Here is a 19489-nt window from a genome sequence, read left to right on the forward strand (position 1 = left end):
GACCAGGCCCAGTTATGAGGGCGGAGGCTCCTGCAACATCAGAGACCTGGAGCCCCTGCTGGGCCGTATACCGGACCGAACCTTTGCCGGATGGTACGTTTTTGGCTGGGGCTGGGGAGCGGAGTACGGGGATAGTGAATATCCAAGGCGATCTTCATTCCGGGACCTTTCTCTGAATGACACTGGGCCAATTGATCTGGAAGCGGTTCGGGAAACTATCGTGAGTTCAGATGCGAAGAAGGAAGAACTCAATAATAATAGGCCAGAAAGCGAGCCCGAGATTTGGTCGTTTTATGGTACAGACAAGTTACCTATTATCGCCCACTGGTCTCTCAGTGATGACGCCACGCTTATAGACACGGCCCCCATCAACGCAAAAGTTGAGGCGGACCGAGGTGAGGCGGAGACAGGCCTTTACCCGGTGAGGGCGGACGGTCAGACAGATAAATCCCAAAATCTGATGAAGGGGATTCTCTATAACGGTGATCCCAACGCCGCCGGTACCGAGACGACCTTCGATCCCAGCGCCTCAAATATGTCTTATTACCTTCGTGTAGACTCGGACGTGGAGGCGCTGGACATTTCGCTGTTGGCGTCGGAACCCTTCCGGACTGGGGACATCGATATGACCCAAGCCGGTGTAAAGATTTCCGCCCGCCAGGCGGGGGCCGGGGACTGGTCGAAGTACACCTTGGACAAAAGGATACTCAATGACAGCGTACAGACGGGGACGGATATTTATGGGACGCCCCAATATGACATCTACAACAGTTTTGAGTACCCCATGCGCTCCCAATGGGAGCTTGACGGCGGCACGATCCCGCTGGCTCTCTCTACCGGTGATGACCGCTACAATGAGATCGAGGTGACGGTTACCGCCCCTGATGGGGTTTCCTCCAATACATACCACTTTTACATTCAGCGCCTCAACGACCCGAAGCTGGAGCAGAATCCGGGCAACACCCCCTTCGGCATGATCGCCCGGGACACGGGCGACGTCTGGACACAGCTGGCAAACAGTTTTGGAACCAGTGTGGAGGTGGAGAAAGAGAAGGCGAAGGAGCGCTTCCGGGCGGAGCGGAACTTTGGGAAAGTGGACCTCTACCGCCCCAACGGTCCGGAAAACAATAAGGGCCTCTACAACCGGGAGGATACCTACGAAATCGGCGCTTGGAGCGGGGAAACGGATGTGGACCTGGACGAGACGGCGATTGTAGTCTACCAGGACAGTAGCTTTGTGGATCCCGGCTTTACGGTAATCGACAGCCAGGGACAGCGTGTGACGCTGGACCCCGGGGCGGAGCATGTCCGCCGGAGCGTCACCCTGCGTTTGGCGGACGACCCGGAACACGGGTTGACGGTCTCGGACATCAAGGACGACGCCGGCACGGTCTGCTATTATGACGGGGACGGGAGCATGAAGCCGGCGGCAGGAGCCGACACCTTCCAGGTGGTCCGGGACGAGAACGGGCAGGACCGGATCGACCTCCGGGGCGTGCGGGTGGTGCCGGGCATCTATCAGATTGAGTATACCTTTACAGATCCTCTTACGGGGAAAACCTACACCAGCGATCCGGACGCTTTCCTGGACGTGAACCGGGAAAACGCCAAAACCTTCTGCCGCACCTTGGTCGTCCTGCCTATTCCCGGCGACGTGGATATGGATGGGGCGGTGACCACGGCAGACGCAGAGCTGCTGCGCCGGGCACTGGATCCTTCTCCCGGAGAAAATGACGTGCCCTTCCTTACCGGGAGCGATAAGGTGATCTCCCTCTTCAAGCTCCGGGTATGCGACGTAGACCGCAACGGCACCGTGGACGGCGGGGATGTGGCCCTGCTCCAAAACGGTTATACGCCGATCCTGACGAAGAACACAGGCAGCGATTATTTTTACCTGCCCCTGCCCAGCGGTCTGAGCGAAGCGGAGGCAGCGGCTTGGCACGCCCGGCGGGAGCTGGTTGTGTCTACGCCCGTAGACAAGGATAAAGGAAAGCTGTCGCTGGAGTTCCTCGGCGTCAACACAGATGAGATCACCGCCGATCCAGAGCTGTTGAATGCTGCCACGGGAGAGGGGCAGACGGTCAAGCGGAACGATGTGTTCTGGGTGGGCGTCAAGGTCTCTGACCTGGAAGAGGTGCGTCAGGCTTCCGACGCGGCTTCCGGCAGGAACAAGAAGGCAATCTGCGGCGGTATCACCTCCATCAATCTGACCATCGCCTACGACGCCACCTATCTGGAGCCTGCCCTCCTCCCGGGCGGTGTATCGGGGGATGAGGCGGCCCAGTGGCAGGAGACGCTGCGCAGGTACAATATCGGGACCAACGTGGAAAACCCCACTCCGTTCCTGTGGGGCCGCCACTATGAGATCGCCGGCGGGACCCAGGCGGACGGGGAATACACGACCCATTACTCCAAGGCCATTCTGCCGCTGGAGCGTTTGGTGGAAACTCCGTCCAACCTGAGGCAGATGACCATCTCCATCCGCTGTACCGACACCTCCTACCGTGTGCTGAACAGCCCGCAGGGCAGCACAGACGAGTATTATCTGGTTCGGGTGCCCTTCCGGCTGCACACCTTCCCCTTTGGCGCCAGCACGGCCCAAGTGCTGGATATGGGCCTGGGCATGAAGGAGCTGGCCATGTTCTCCCGCCTGGTGCCCCAGGACTCCAGCATCCCCCAGGTGGCCGCCGTTTGGAGCACGCAGGACAAGATCTTCGGCGGCTCCACTTGGAACCTGGCGGAGGAGCTCTATTATGTAGGCGGCTCCGCCCGGTCCATCAACCTGGGCGAGGATGAGACCGTCCGGGAGGACCTTTTCAACTTTTATGGCGAGTCCCGGGAGACCGTCTATGGCGAGCCATATAAGAGTAAGCAGCTTCCCTCCGGCCTGTCCGGGATCAACGACAAGCTTCCCAGAGGATTGACCTACGACGAAACGAACGGCATCATCAGCGGGATTCCGGAGGAAGTGGGCACCTTTGAATTCCTGGTGGTGGGCGGCGACGGGAAACGGATCATTTACCGCATCCAGGTGGAAAAGGCCCCATTGACCCTGACCGCCATTGGACAAAAACGCTATTACGGAGAACCGAACGACCAACTTGACTACAACTATAAACAAAGCGACATCAAGGCTTTGGACTTGTTTGGCGGCGCAAATTATGTGCCTGGATTTACCAACGATGGAAAGTCGGAAAGCCTCTCCAAGCTGGCAGGGTATCAGGCACCGGAGCTGACGACAAGCGTGGACCAGGGGACGGACGCCGGAGAATACGCCATTTCCATCGGCGACGCCATCTCCGGGAGCGGTCTTGCCAATTATTCCTTCCAGTATGCCGACCCGGAGGGGACCTTGGCGGCGGATGGGGAAAAGGCGGACAGCCCGTTGACCGTCCTGCCCAGGCCTTTGGTGATCACTAAACTGGAGGATGACCCGAACAGCCCTCAGAACGCCATGAGCGGCGTGAAGGTCTGGGCCAGCGATAGCCAAACCGTGTTTGCCGGGCAGACCGCCGTCTATCAAAAGGATCAGAAAAGCCAGTTCATCCCCAAGGATTTGGGCGGCAGTTATGAAGGCCTTCCGTTGACCGGCGGGCCCGTCTTTGCCGACGATGAGGTGGCCGTCTCCTTTACCGCCACACTGACCTGGGAACATCCCGCGCCGCCCCATTATGATGTCCCGGACGGCGTGGCCAGCAAGCAGGTGGACGCCGCCATCAGCGCAGTGGCGCTGGAGGGCGAGGCTGCCCGGAAGAACTATGTCCTGGTGGAACCCTATCTGGAGACGCGGACGGCCAGCGCCACCGTACTCAACAACCCGGTGGTGTCCCTGAAGGTGGCGGGCCTTCCCAAGATCGAGGGCTACACCTACGGTGAGGTCCTGCTTCTCTACGGCCTGACGGTGACGCTGGTCTATCAGGACGGCTCCGAGGTGGGCTATACCTATTCCTCCGACGAGTCTTTCCAGGCTCCCGGCATCGTCCTTACCTGGGAGGACGACAAGTCCTCGGGACCCAGCCGGGACGATGAGAGCCACCGGCTGAGCAATCTCCAGCCCATGGTGGCGGCTACGCATAATGGCAAGTACCTGTGTATTTCCGCCCCCGGTTATTGGAATGGGGCTGTGAGCCCGGTGCGCTGGTACAGCGACGCCGCTTTCAGCGTGGCCAAAAAGTCCCTGACGCTGACGGCTCTGCCCAAGACGGTCTATTACGGCGAGTTTGGGACGGCGCAGGATCCGAAACTGACCTATACGTACGATCCCAGCGAGCTTTCCGACGAGGACCAGGCGTTCCTGAAAAGCACCACCGGCAAGGCCCTTCTGGAGGGGACGGAGGATGAGCTGGAGCTGCTGCCTGGCTACGTGGCGCCTCTGCTGAAAGCCCGGGTGGGCATCGGCGCCGACGAGGTCACGGCCGATACTCCTGCGGGGAACACCTATATCATTTCCATCGGCTACCAGAGGGACGCCGACAATCTGATCACCACCGGCGCGGACAACTACAGCTTCCGGTTCCAGCGGGGCTCCATTGTGGCCGAGTGGGGGGAGAACGGCTTCAGCAGCATGATCATCCTGCCAAGACCCATTGTGGTCACCTCTTTGACCATGGGCCTTGAGGGGACGGCGGGGAAGACCTTCCTCTATGACGATACGTCCAGCCTGACCCTGAGCCGGATGTATTACGCCGACGCCGAGGGGACGATGGTGCCGCAAGAGCTGACCGCCACAGGCCGGGACGGCTCCGAGGCGGTGGACACCTTCGCCGCTGGACTTCCCGAGAACGGGCATTACTACACCGCCGGAAACACAGGCTATGTACAGATCCCCCATAATCTCACCGGAGACGCCATCCACAGGCGGGCCGACGGCACGCTGGATGAGGTGGTGGTGCGCTATTCGGCCGTCTATACCCCGGACAACCCCACCGCCGCCCCCCTGAGCGGCACGCCCTATTTCAACATGCCGGCGGGAGAGACGGAGAAGCTGGCCGCCGCCGAGGTGCGCGGGCTGGAGTTGGTGGAAAGGGCGGGGGACAACCGCAACTATGCCCTAGTATTTGACACCCAGTCCGCAGCCAACGGCAGCAAGCCCAAGAATGAGCACGCCCAAGGCGTGGTCAGGCTGCGGGAGCTGGAGTCGGTGGAGCTGCTGACGCCGGCGAACCGCCGGGACTATGTTTACGGTGAGGAACTGAACCTCACCGGCATGTCCCTGCGGCTGCGCTACAAGGCGGAAGGGGACAACGCCCTGCCCCAGAACGCCCCCATCATTGACCGGACACTGGAGTACAGCGTGCGCTACTCTGAGGGCAGAAAAACGGATACCTTCGCGCTTCAGGGGATGCGGCTGTACTGGATGGACGCGGGGGAGACCCTGCCGGAGGATCTGAATACGCTCACGCCGGACGCGCTGGCGGACCTGCTGGGGACGGCCGTGAACACGGGGGACTATCCCGACGTGGCCACCACGGGGAAGAAGCTGATGGTATGCGGCCGGCGGGACGCGTCCCAACTCCTGGTGTGGGATGAGACGGATGACTCCGCCCAGTATACCGTGAAGAAAAAATCCCTGCCTCTGACGGTGGAGGCCTCCAACCGCTATTACGGGGAGCCCAACGGCGGCTATCGGGCCTACTATTTGTTTGGCACCCTGGCGGCGCCGGATCAGAAGCGGCTGCGGGAGGAGTTTACAAGCGTAGACTACACCGACTCCACCAAGCTCTATGTCACTGCCGACGGGACGGTTGGGGTGACCCAGGAGGAGGGGAAGGACCTGTCCGCTCCGGCGGAAAGCCCGGAACTGAGCTTCCTGGACGCGGGGTATACGGGAGTCCGCTTCACCACGGAGGGGAGCCGGGACGCCGGACGGGGCAGGTACACCGTCAGCCTGGATACGGCGGGCAGCGCCATGGACAACTATGTCTTTGACCGGAACACCGCCTCTGTGCTGACGGTGTTCCGCCGGCCCATCGTGGTGGACAAGGTGTGCGAGGCGCCCATCTCCACCATCTATTTCAATACAGTGGAGACGGAGTTCTCCTCCTACGCCGCCCAGACCGGACAGAAAGCAGACCACACCACGGCGGGGGGGATCTATACCGTCCTGCCGGATCTGATCGACGGGAAGTATTACCGCAGCATGACCGACCCGGAATTTATCTCGGCGGTCAACGCCGGCATGAGCTGGGACCTGCCGCTGACAGGCGACGCGATCTACGGCACCGATACGCTGGGCCTGGGAATGACGGTGGTCTATCCAGAGGTGGGGCACCGGGTGCAGATCCCGGACAACCAGCATCAGGCGGACCAGCCGGTCACCATCCGGGACATGGTGCTCAGCGAGGGGATGGAAAACTACATCCTGGTCTACAAGGACGATAACGACAAGTACATTCAGGCGCCCGTAGACGAGACGGCCACCGGCCGTCTGGACCGGCGGACCATCAAAAAGATCGAGCTACTCCAGGCGCCCAGGATGGAGTACACCTATGGAGAGGGCCTGGACCTCTCCAAGCTGAAGGTGCGCATCACCTATGACGCGCTGCCGGGAGAGACCTATGATCCCGAGGAAGAGCTCTTCTACCAGCAGTGCGCCGGTATGCTCTCCGTCAACTATTGGGACAACGCCCAGCTTCCCGCTGACAATGACGCGGGCGTCCAGAAGCGGCCCGCGGCGACGGGAGACCATCTGACCATTGCCCCGGACCACACGGCGGACCGGTTCGTTTACAACGGGAAATATCTCATCCTCACTGCCCGGGCCCACACCACCACGAACTACGCCAGGCCGGTGCTGGTGAGCGATGTGACGACAAATGTCCCCATCCCCATCATGGTACACCCCAAGGACCTGACCTATACGCTGACCGCGGCGGGGAAGGTCTACGACGGGAGCAAAGACGCCCTGGGTGCCGTTACCCTTACCAACCCCTATGTCAGCGACACGGGGGACAAGGACGTGATCTTTGTAGCCACCGGCGCGGAATATGAGGTTCCGGATCAAAACCAGTCCGACCCCGTTTACAGCGACTATACCACCCTTCTGGGTCACCTGGACACGGAGGGGTACACCTACGAAAGCGGCGGGGCGGGGCTGACCTTCACCTTCTTCGATCCCAACGTCAAGTACGCCGACGAGCGCCACACCGTGGATGCCCCGGTGGCCCCGGACCAGTGGCAGAGCTACTGGGAGAGCCTGGACCACCAGCCGAGGACCCCGGAGAGCGACGGCTGGGACGCCTATCCCGCCACGGCCTCCCTGCCGGTGCTGGTGAGCGGCATGGCCCTTGGGGGCCCGGACGCGGCCAACTACACACTGGACAGCGCCGTGGAGCTGGCGGACAACGCGGCCGACCCCACCAAGGATACGGTGCCCTACGCCGTCATCGAAAAGGCGGAGCGGACCATTCCGGACGACATCCTGCCCCAGGTGAGCGTGGAGGTCCACACCAACGCGGTGAAGGTGACCTATCCCCAGGAGCACACAGCCGTGCAGGATGGCGGAGACGCCTACGGCAGTGAGCTGCACTATGAGTACGGCCTGGAGTACCTGGCTCCGCCCGAGGGCGGCGGCGGTGAGGTCCTCACCCGCTGGGGCGGGGCGGATACCTGGCAGGACGCCTTCTACTTCGGCGGTGAAAAAGAGACCTGTCCCTATCCGGATGGCTACGAACCCACCAAGGAGCCGGAGCCGCCCCGGGAGGGCGAGGTGGAAAAGGGGCAGAACTACCGCTGGGCCGAGGACGGCGCCCACTGGTATGACGCCGCGGACACCGGCCTGGGCACACGGGACGCCCTGCCCCGGAACACGGTGTTCTGGGGTGTGGTCCGGGTGGCCGAGACCCACAACTACAACGCCTCCGCTCCGCTCTCCTCCAGCCAGGACACCGACCAGGAGAAGGCGGATGCCCAGGAGGATGCCCAGAAGCGGAGCGAGACCGTCCAGGACTGGGCGGTCAACCGCCCGTCCACGGATGTAGACACTGACCCGGAGCCCACGCCCGCCCCGGCGGTCCAGACCTATACTCAGCGTCTCAAACTGGTTTCCAGTACGGAGGAGACGGGGAAGGACGGGGCCCGTTACACCGTGGATACGCTGGAGGCCGTATGGTTCACTGATATCCTCCAGTACGAGAAAAAGGAATTGCTGGACGCCGTGGTGCGCAACAGCGATCCCACCCGCTACTACGGCTACTATTGGGACGTGGACCACAGCGCCGAGCTCAAATTTGAGGAGGGCGGCCTGGACCTGTCCGCCCCCTTCTCCGTGGAGATCGACAAGAAGCTGCCCGAGGGCGGCACGGAGAAAAAAGAGATCACGGTGAACGAGGACGGGAAGGCGGATCTTTACGTCAATATCAGCAGCGGGGGCGGCGGCGCCCTCTACGGGACCAAGATCGTCATCACCCCCGGCTCCGTGCAGGCCAACCTGGGCGGAGAGACCGTGACCCTCACCGCCAGGATCCTCCCGGAATACGCCCTTTACGAGGCCATGACCTGGACCTCCTCCGACCCCAATGTGGTGCGGGTCACGGGGCGGGGCGGGCTGCTCTTCGTGGGCGTGGGCCGGGCCACCGTCACGGTGACCACCCCCAGCGGGCTGAAGGACAGCATCACCGTCACCGTCATCGACCCCGCCGGCGTCCAGCAGGGCGTTGGCGTGGCGGCCGAGGAGCTGGGAGAACAGGTGGACCTGGCGAACTCCGGCTTCGATTTCTACTTTACACAGCCCTTCCTCTCCCTGGACGAGGACAGCTATTTCTATCCGGACCGCCTGATGGACCGGGCGGAGCTGGTGTTCACGCTGGCCCGGTTCTATCTGGCGCCGGAGGACTGGACCTGGTCGGGAGAGGTGAGCTTCCCCGACCTCACCGGCGAGGAGGAGTACGCCCCCGCCGCCGAGCTGATGCTGAGCACCGGCGTGCTCACCGGCCTGCCGGATGGAACCTTCAGCCCCGGACAGGTGGCCACCCGGGCCGAGATGGCGGCGATCCTCTGCCGGATGATCGGCCTGGAGCCGGAGGACACCAAGGGCCGGCCCCACGCCTTTGTGGACGCGGGGGAGGAGGACACCTGGGCTTATCCCTACATCGACGCTCTGGCGAAGCTGGGGGTCCTCAACGGGACAGGCGACAACTATTTTTATCCCGACCGGAAGATCACCCGGGCGGAAGCGGCGGCCATGCTCAGCCGCATCCTCCTCAGCGGTGCCAGCTACGGCCAGGACGGGACGCTGAACGTACCCGCGGACGTGCCCGAGACCCACTGGGGCTACGGCGCGATCCTCCGGGCTGTCAATACGGTGGTGCTGCCGAAGGAGTATGAGCGGCTCATCCCCGGATCCAAGTAAGAAAATCTCCCACAGAAGGAAGTGCAGGCGACGTGACGCGAGCGCGAAAAAGAATAGGGGCTTGGTGCCTCGTAGTATCGATGGCATGCTCCCTGCTTGCCGAAAGTGTTCCCGCCCATGCGGCGGGGGCAGGCGGCAGCGCGCCTACGCCCTATGACCGACCCGAGCTGGTCATGGACTTCCTGGGGGACAACAAGACTGGCTACAACGATAGCCAGCCCGGCAGCGGTTATGTATCGCCGGAGCCGACCGATCAGGCCAGCGCCGACGGCGGCGCGGACGGAAAATGGAACGGCTATGTCGATGGGAACCAGGGGAACAAAAACCAGACTATTTTCTGGATCGGCATCGGCATCAAAAACATAGACCAATTTGTTCTCTCCAACGGAGGGCGGGGGCTGCACAGCGCGGAGCTGGCCCTTTACTACAACCCCGACTATGTGGAGCCCTATGTAGACCCGACGGATGGATTTCAGACGACATTCGAGCAGGAAAATATTGGTGCCAACCCGCTGAATCAGTGGGACTCGGACTACCGGGTGAAACACGCCCTGACGGATCAGGACCCCCTCAACGATCCCGTGGATGCGGACACCGGCTATGGTACGGAGGAGTTTTCCGCCCCCGGTGGGTGGAGGATGACCTATGTGTCCGTGGAAAAGAAAGAGGATACCACCGGTCCCGCCCGGTTTAAGAGTGGAAACAACGCGGACAGCACCTATTACATCGCCATGATCCCCTTTGTGCTGAGGGAGTACGATCCGGCCCAAGAGCTTTGCATTCGCCTATCCCGGAACGCCAGCACCTTCTCCATGGGCTCTGCTTCCGGGGCCACAGGCGCCGCCGGCACCGGCTACGGGAGCTACGGCAACTGGGACAAGTACACCTATCATGACCCGGGCCACGATCTGAAGCTGATGCTGGACTACACCGGGGATCTCAACATCTTCACGAACAGCCGCCAGCGGGACAGCCAGCGGGCCAACCTGATCGTCTACGACGGGGGCAACAGCGGCAACACCGCCGAGCTAGTCATCAACAACGAGCCCTTCGCCCCGCCCTATTCCCAATACGCCACCGCGACAGGCGAGCATATCGACTATCTCTCCGGCGGCGAGGAGCTGAAGCTGACGACAAACTGCGTCACCGGCTATACCGTGACGGTGGCTGTGTCGGACGCCTCGGGGAATACCGTCTCCTACGTCACCTTGCCTTCCAGTACGGCGGGGGAGCAGGGGTATACCTTCATCATGCCCACGGGGACGGATGTGATCGTCACCGTCACCTTCTCCGGCTCGCCCAACCCGGACACGGAGTACAAGGCCACCCTGACCATCGACACCAACTATAACGGCCTGGCCGAGAACACCGCCAAGCTCAGCGTCCCCGGCGGCACGGCCACCACGGCCATCACCAACCAGGGCGACAGCGTCAGCCTGATGACGACGGCCAACAACAGCGTGGATGTGGTCCTCACACGGAACAGTGACTACGACGTGGCGGTGGAGGCCAAGCTGGCGGGGAGCGGAGGCACGCTGCCGGTGACGGCGGTGAACGTGACGGACACGGCCCTGACCTACCGCTTCGTCATGCCCGCTTCGGACGCGGAGGTGAGCGTAAAGTTTACCCTGGCGCCCAAATATAAGGCGACGATCAGTGTCCATAACGCCGGCGGCCAGGCGGATAACAAGGCCCAGCTCAGCTTTACGGACGGCAACGGCGTGGTGCAGCAGAGCAGCGTCGTCACCGGCGTGGATACCCCCGACGGAAACTTCGTGGAGACCAGGGCGGGCCGGGTGGTCACCATTTCCACCGGCTGCGACAGCGCTTACCGCATCAAGCAGGTGACGGTGACCCGGAACGGCGGCACCACCATGACGGCCGTCACCCAGAGCCCCACGGATGTCAAACAGTATACCTTCACCATGCCGGGCTATGACGTGGGCGTGGTGGTGGAGTATGAAAAAGCACCTGTCTACAAAGTGAAACTGGTGGTGGTGGACGCCCAGGGGAGCGAGACCGCCACCCTGGAGGGCGTGGACGCCCGGGGCACCTTCACGGTCACCCGGCCGGACAGCGGAGAGACGCCCCCCGACGAGGGGATGCTGGAGGTCTTTGCCAACGCCGCCATGAAGGTGACCTTCAGCGGCCTGGTTACAGGCCGTACCGCCTCCGTATCGGTAAGCTATCCGGGCGACGTGATCAACACCGTGGGCAATCCCGCCACCGGCTTTACCTTCGGTATGGTGGCGCTGGACAGCGTGGATCAGGAGGTCACCGTTCGGGTGGAATTCAAGTCGGTGACCGAAAGCCCGCTGACTGCCAAGATCCGGCAGGAGTATCACGACGGGGCCTCAGGAGCCAGCAGTGCCCTCTGGACCGGAACCAACCACAACAACCCCATCAGTGTTTATCCGGGGGACAACCTGTCCGTAGATATCACGGTGGAGGCCGGGACTTATATCTCCCGGATTCAGGTGGTGGATGACAGCGGGCAGCCCTTGGCGGTACCTATCAATGTCTCCGGTATCGGCTACAACGGGGGACAAGGCGGGCAGGAGACCGCCTCCTTCACCATGCCCGGAGTGAACGCCACTGTGCTGATCGAGTATACCAAGGGGACCCCGCCGGAGGAGCCTACCTTCTATGCCAGCATTTCGGCGGCGGGGAATGGCGGCGGCACGGTGCAGATCCACAATGATACCGCAACCCGGCCCGGCGCCAACAGCGCCAGCCTGCAGGCCGCCTGGGCGGGGGACGTCATCACCGCCACGTATTCACCCGCTCCCGGTTCCTATGTTTCGGGTGTGACGGTGACCGCCGACGTGCCGGGCACCGCCGTGTCCTGGCAGTACCTTCCGGGCGGGGCGGTGGAGCTCACCATGCCCGCGGCCAATGTGGTGGTCGAGGTGACCTTTGCGTTGATCCAGGGGACTCCTTACCAGCTGGGTATTGAGAAGGATCCTTCCGCGCTGGACGGCAACAAAGTGAGCACTACCACCAGCGCGGGCACGTTCGTCCAGTGCGTGGATATTCTGGTCAGTACCACAGCGTACGCGGGAGAGCTTGTAACCCTGACGATCGACACAGCCGCCGGGTACCACATCCAGTCCGTGGAAGTCCAGGCTGTCGCTTCGGTCCCCGTGACCCTCTCCGGCACCGGCTACAACGACAACGACGGCGGGACCGAGACTGCCGTGTTCGCCATGCCCGGAGAGGACGCCACCGTCACCGTCACCTTTGCCGCCGGTGCGCCCACGCCTTCGGTCACACTGAAGGTGACCCAGCCCGCCGGGGCCGGGAACCAGGGCGAGCTTTTCCTCAACGGTGCCAGCCATGGCGTCGCCCCCGGAGATGTGACTACAACCACCGCCGCCGGCGATCTGGTGGAGGTGCAGGCCATCCCCGCCTCCGGCCATGGGCTGAGCCTGCCTGTGCTCACCACGCCCAACGGGGTGGTGGCTCTCACTTGGACCGGGCCGGACCGGTTCCAGTTTGTCATGCCCGCCGAGCCTGTCACCGTCGTCCTGCCCTTCGAGACAGGCGGCGGCACCCAGTTCCGTGCCGACCTGATCCTACGGGGAGACCCCGCCGGGGTGAGCGCGGCCCGGGCCACCTTCGGCGGCTACGGGGAGCTGTCCTCTTCCAATCTGGTGTACAGCCGTACGGCCCATCCGGGAGAAGAGATCCCCTATGCCGTCCAGCTCCCCGCGGGGTATTATATCTCCTCCGTGTCCGTGACCCCGGCCGATTTTGGGGTGACACCCACCATCACCGGAATGATCGGCACCCAGTCCGGCGGCTTCACCATGCCTGCCGGAAACGTGTACCTCAACATTGAGATCGCGGCGGGCTGGCCCGACCAGGTGGAATATCCCGTGACCCTCCATGTCTCCGACCCGGCGGGGGGGAGCGGAGCGACCCTGGCCAACCTGTCTACAAACATCGTCAAGGGCCCCGTGACCGATGGAGGCACGGAATCCCTCCGTGCGCTGGATGGGACCGGGATCCGCGTGGAGCTTTTCCCCGCCGCCGGCAGTGTGCTGGAGCGGTTAGAGGTAGTGGATGGGAGCGGCAGACCCGTTACTTACCACTGGGCGGGGAGTGATGGGACTCTGGCGCTGGAGTTCAACGTACCCGGCAGTTCGGTGGACATCTATGTGACCTTCAAGGCCGGCACCTCCGGTTCCCACACAGTCACACTGCATACCGCCGGCGCCGGCAGCTCCACGGCATTTGTCACCAATATGACGGCCGCGCCGGGCTCCCCCAGCTCTGCCAGTGTTTCGGCCACAACGGGGGATACCATTCAAATCGCCGTGAACCCGGCGCCCGACGGCGCGTCTGTAGTCACCGCCGCCTATGCCGTGACCGGGGACGGGACCCAGGTGGCCATTTCCCCGGCCCTCCTGGGCGCCTGGACGACCCAGTCCGGCGGGTTTACCATGCCCTTTGATACCGATGTGGACGTCTTTATCACCTTCCGGGAGAACATTGCCCCGCCAGCGGCGGGAGAGCATATGCTCACCCTGATGGTGAGCGGCCCCACGGGCAGCGGAACGGTGGCGGTCAGCGAGCTGACCGCCGGGACCGGGGCGGTGGCAGGGACCATGTCCGCCGCCGCCACCAACGGCAGTGCCATGGTGGTGAACGACGGCAGCACCATCACCGCCAAGGTGACGCCCGCCTCCGGCTACGCGCTGTACAGCCTGGTAGCCTACACCGAGGGCGGGGACCGGGTCGCCATGACCCTGGACGCCGCCGTCACCGACACATATACCTTTATCATGCCGGCGGACACCACGCACATTGAGGCGGAGTTCCGGGCCGTGGCGCCCCACGCCTATCAGATCCAGGTGGTGGTCAACAACACCGTGAACAACGGCCTGGGCCAGAACGCCGCCTTCCTCTACACGCCTCCCGGCAGCACGGCCAATCCCTTTACCTTCAAGGACGGGGTCAGCGCGGGGGACCTCTTCGACCTGGCGCTGACGGTGGAGAGCGGCTATCAGGTGAGCTCCATCACCGCGGTGCCCCAGGGCAGCGGCGTGGCCGCCAACATCCCCCTGCCCCTCACCAGCAGCCAGCGGGCCCAGATCAAGATGCCCGCCTCCAACCTGGTCATTTACGTGGTCTTTGGCCTGGACACCACCACCCGGTACAACGTCACGGCCAAGATCAGCTACCTCTCCAATGTCCCGATGCCGGTGACGGGGAGCAACCTTGTGACGGTCACAGCCAGCGACGGGGTGACCAACGCCAGCGCCGTGTCCTACCATGATACGGCCACCGGCGACGACGTGAACAACGTGGGCATCATCCAGGAAGGACAGGGCAGGCAGGTCACGGCCAAGTGGACCTGTGCTCCCGGCTATGTGGTCAGCAGCTACACGGTAACCACCGTCACCGGACAGACGGTGCTCAGCCAGCCCCAGCCCGACGGAACGAGCCTTCTCTTCATCATGCCGGGCGCGCCGGTGGTGGTGGACGTGGTGTTCACCAAGCCGGACGTGGCGCCGCCCCAGGAATTCAAGGCGACGCTGCACTATGTGAACGGCGCCGCCGGGGACGCGGCCTCCATCACGGAGCAGGCCGACCAGAGCAACACTACAAATACGGACGGCGGTTCCATTGCCCTGCCGGGAAAGACTCTGAATACGGGGGACCTGGTGGACGTCTCCGCCACCCCGGCCGGCGGCCGCTATCTCCAGAGCGTCTATGTCCTTCAGACAGGGCAGATGCTCCCACTGTCCATGAGCGGTGCCGCGCCCAGCACCGGCAGCTTCTATATGCCCTCCGGCAATGTGGATGTTTACGCGGTGTTCTCGGACAACGCCCCCGGTCCCGACGATCACACGGCGGTCCTGGCGGTGAACGGCCCCGGCGCGGCCGCGGGCTCTGCGGTGATGTTCGATAAGAATACGCCGACCATCACCACGGGGACGGTGGACTGCGGCGCCGCGCCCAGAGGCATGGTGGTCCAGACCGGCGGCACCATCCAGGTGACGGTGACGGTCAATCCCGGCTACGCGGTGGAGAGCGTGGTGGGCACGCCCATCACCGTGACCGTGGAGCCCAAGGTGGACCCCTCCGACCCCGATATCTATACCTTCACCATGCCTGCCGATGACGTCTCCGTCATCGTGACGCTGAAGGCGGTCAGCGTGGTCACCTATAAGCTGAACCTCCACGTCAGCCACAGTATCAGCGGGCCGGACGACGCTTCGAATGAGACCACCCTGACCTACGGCACCGGCAGCGGGGAAAGCGTCACCTCCGTGTCCGGTTCCAATGACGCCATGGTCATGGTGGCGGCGGGGACCGAGGTGACCCTGGCGGCCATTCCCCAGCCCATTGCGCCGGACGCCGCAACGGAGGGATACTTTGTCCGGGCGGCCTATGTGCTGCGGGGCGGCGCCCTGGTCCCCCTGAGCCAAGCGCTGGAGGGTGTGACGGACACCCAGGTCAATGCCTCCCCGGCGGCCAATACCGCCGCGTTCACCATGCCGGCGGGGACCACGGACGTCTACGTGGTCTATGAGTATGCCAAGCTTCCCACGGATCCCTGGTACAACGTGGTGGTGGTGGCCACCGACACCGGCGGACTGACGGCCAATACCGGCGACAGCGAGGTCAAGGTGTCCAGCCAGGCCGCGCCCGGCGGGACCAACGCCATCGACCCGGCGGTGGGTGTGCCCAGCAGTGGGCTGGGGACCTACTTTTACAGTGTGCCCCAGGGGGAGACCATCCACCTGGACGCCACCGGCGCCGCCAGCGGGTATCAATATGACTTCATGAGCCTCTCCGCTCAGTCGGGGACGGCGCCGCAGCTCACCCCTGTGGACACCGCCGCCCACCCCCTGGGGGAGGTGGAGGAGTTCACCATGGGCGGGGCCAATGTGGCCGCCCACGTGAACTTTAAGACCACCGGCACCACCGGGCTGAAGGCCACCCTGCATATCGTCAATCCCTCCAATCTGAGTGGGAACACCGTGACCCTCAGCGTGGGGTCCCTCAGTGACGGGACCTACCGCTCGGTCAATACCGACGGCGCCGTCCTCACCGACCTGGTGAGTAGCCAGACCCTCAGCGCCCTAGTGGACCCCCTGGACGCCACCACCAGAGTGGTGCAGGTGGTGGTCACCAAGGAGGGCTACGGCTCCCAGCAGACCCTCACTAGCTCCGACCAGCTCTATACCTACACCATGGAGGACCGGGACGTGCATATCTACGTGATCCTGGCCCCCAAGACCCAGACGGACCGCTTTGTGGTCATGGCTCAGGCCGTCTACTCAGACGCCACCCTGATGGTGGCGGGGAACGAGCTGGGGCAGACGGTCACCAACGTCACCACCTCCGGCCTGCCCCAGGCCCCGGTTTGGACCGAGGCCAAGGCCGGTGACCAGGCGATGGTGGAGTTCGACGCCCTGGCCGGGGTCTATGTCACGGTCACCGCCAAGCGGCTGGATACCGGCGCGGCGATCCCGGTGGCCCAATTCGGCGTGGGCAACGGCGCCCACGGCACCGCCTATGTGGATGTGCCGGTTCCGGGCAGCCATGTTCAGGTCTATGTGGAGTTTTCCGATACGCCTCCTGAGGCGCAGGCATTGCACTTTATCAGCAGCGGCCATGAGGCAAAATCGGACAACGAGGCCAAGCTCTTCAATATGACATCGGCCACGCCCACTGATCCGCTGGTCACCCTGACTCCCTCCAGCTCGGCGGCCAACCCCATGGATGATCTGAGGGCGGACTTTGTGGACGACGGCACCATGGACAATCGAATCGCACCGGGCACCGGCATGAAGGTGTCCGCCGGCTGGGCGGCGGGGTATCAGGTGAGCAAGGTGGAGATCACGGTGAACACGGCGGCCGGGTCTATCACCGTGATCCAAACCGTAAACACGTCGGGAGAGCTTCCTGTGACCATGCCCACCGCCGAGACGACTATTGTGGTGGTATACGCCCCCTCGGTGGACTGTTACGCCCCCTATGATCCTGAAAATAAGGACGCCGAGTGGGGCCGCTATGAGGACGGCTGGATCCGGGTGGAAAACCGTGGTGACTATGCCGTGGTGACTGTACCCACGCTGGCGGAACGGGCGGCGGACGGCACAGTGACCCTGTTCGACGTGGACCCTGCCAAACACAGCTTCCACTTCTATCTGGTGCAAAACCTGACTGCAGGCGAGCCCGCCTGGGTTTACGAGAGCCTGGAGCATGTTGTGGCTCTGTCCCACCCCGACCCGGACAATGCCACCGATGCCTATGAGAGCGACGTGTACTATACCGACCCGGGCCCGGACGGGACTCCCAATACGGCTGATGACATACCGTATAACGGCGCAAAGTTTATTCTAGAAGTATTGAAAGATGGAGATATTGAGGACGCCATCGATGGGGATGGGGATATCCTGCCGGCGGACAAAGCGGCCGCCAAGACGGCCGCCATTGCCTGCGCCGCGGTGCTGCGCGGGCTCCTGGACAACCAGGGGACCGACGACGCCATCGACCAGAATGAGTGCCGTTTGTTCATTACGGCGCGGGACGACAGCGCGGTCCCGCCGGCCGAAAGCGAGTATACCCATGTGGAAGTGCCCCAATATTACAGCCTCACCGGCGAACTGGATTCCTACGCGCCCACCCACCCGGCCCAGCTCTCCCTGTACCGGCCGGGAGAGGTGGACCCCTGGCTGGAGCTGGAGCTCAAGGATAACTGGGGCTCCGGGTTCTGGGAGCAGACCTTTGCCTTCAAATCCTCCGCTCTTGTGGACGGAACCTATCGGCTGGAGATCCGGAAAGCGGCCCATATTTCCTATTCCAGAGACGCGATCCAGCTGAATGCCGGCGCCGTTCAGGACGTCGGGGGAACGCCGACCTTTGCGTTCTCCGCCCCCATCGTCTTGTTCTGCGGCGATCTGGATGGGAATGGAATAATTGAGATGCGGGACAGAGATATTCTGGTGGAGTTCGTGGCACAGAATATAGCATGGACAGAGGATGTCGATGCGGGAGCTGCCGGATGGGCCAATTCTGTAAACAATCCTGACTCTATTTCCTATGTAGCGGATTTGGATGGAGATGCCTGCATTTCCGTCTCGGATCTGGATGTTCTTATGTATCCTTTCAACTTCAACCACTCGGAGGAGGACTACGGGAATCCGACAGGGCTCAACTTTGCGGCTCCCGCGGTCATGACGCTGAGCCTGGAGGAGCTGGAGGCGCTGCTCAACCCCGAGGTCACGCCCCTGCCCAGTGCAAGCCCGACTCCCGAGGTGACAGTGACGCCCGCTCCCACGCAGAGCCCTGTGCCGGAGGAGACGGCGGCGCCCGCGGAAAGTCTGACCCCTGATGAACCGGAACAGCCGGAAGAAAGCCCAACACCGGAGGTTACGGTGAAGCCTGAGGAAAGCCCAGCCCCGGAGGAGACGGAGATGCCCGCGGAAAGTCCAGTGCCGGAGGAGACGAAGGCGCCTGAAAACAGCCTCGGGCCTGAAGCGACGGAGCCTCCGGCGGAGAATATGCCCTCGGAAGAATCGGGAGAGCCGCCGGAGAGCCCGCCCTCCGAGGGAGCAGAACCGCCTGCGGACGCTCAGAAAGGCGAAGCTTCTCCGCCTCCCGAAACCATAGAGGGGGAAAAGGAACAGAACGCGGAAACTGGGGAACAAGGCGGTTTTAGGGAATTAACAGCCGCAGTGTCACACCAGGATAAGGCGCTTCCAGATACGGAAAAGGCCAGAAAAAACGCACATTTTAAAGTTTCGCACCGCAAAAGAAAAATAAAAGTTATGCAATAGTTGACATAATAGTAAAAATTTTATGTGAAAAAAACTAGATAATCTTGTGATTTTATAGTGTTTTCATGTTGTGCAGAAATAGAAAATAGTATATAATGTAGCAGAATTATGTAGATGTGATTAAAAATATACATATTCTGGATGAAATTCAAGAAGTTGGGATAAGAATGGGCGAGAGGAAATCACAGCGTTTATGCCCGAATTCCATATGTACTTCAAGCCGTGGCGGAGATCGTCACGGCTTGAAGTGTTTCCTCTCGGAACGGTTAAAACCATGCCAGGCGGAGAAAGAGAGGCTGGAGTCCAGAAGACCAAGGAGAACATTGCAGGAGAAAGGAGGCGG

2 protein-coding genes are annotated in these 19489 nt (G+C 62.5%); both read left to right on the forward strand.

All coding sequences use genetic code 11. From position 1 onward, the window contains the following. Nucleotides 1–460 precede the first annotated feature (460 nt). Nucleotides 461–9349: an S-layer homology domain-containing protein gene (locus AAEU42_RS03175; RefSeq protein WP_342232081.1), complete on the forward strand. Its 8889-nt coding sequence runs from the start codon at nucleotides 461–463 to the stop codon at nucleotides 9347–9349. An 80-nt stretch (nucleotides 9350–9429) separates the two neighbouring features. After that, the gene (locus AAEU42_RS03180) at nucleotides 9430–19146 is read left to right on the forward strand and encodes an InlB B-repeat-containing protein (RefSeq protein WP_342232082.1); all 9717 of its coding nucleotides are present in this window, start codon (nucleotides 9430–9432) and stop codon (nucleotides 19144–19146) included. The last annotated feature ends 343 nt before the right edge of the window (nucleotides 19147–19489 follow it).

Origin of the sequence: Pseudoflavonifractor phocaeensis, from assembly GCF_038439875.1 — a bacterium.
In the GTDB taxonomy this organism is placed as follows: Bacteria; Bacillota; Clostridia; order Oscillospirales; family Oscillospiraceae; genus Vermiculatibacterium.

Excerpts from the sequence above, each read along its gene's own strand:
- AAEU42_RS03175 (WP_342232081.1), top strand. The coding sequence starts at position 461 with ATGAAGGGGATTCTCTATAACGGTGATCCCAACGCCGCCGGTACCGAG.
- AAEU42_RS03180 (WP_342232082.1), top strand. The coding sequence starts at position 9,430 with ATGGCATGCTCCCTGCTTGCCGAAAGTGTTCCCGCCCATGCGGCGGGG.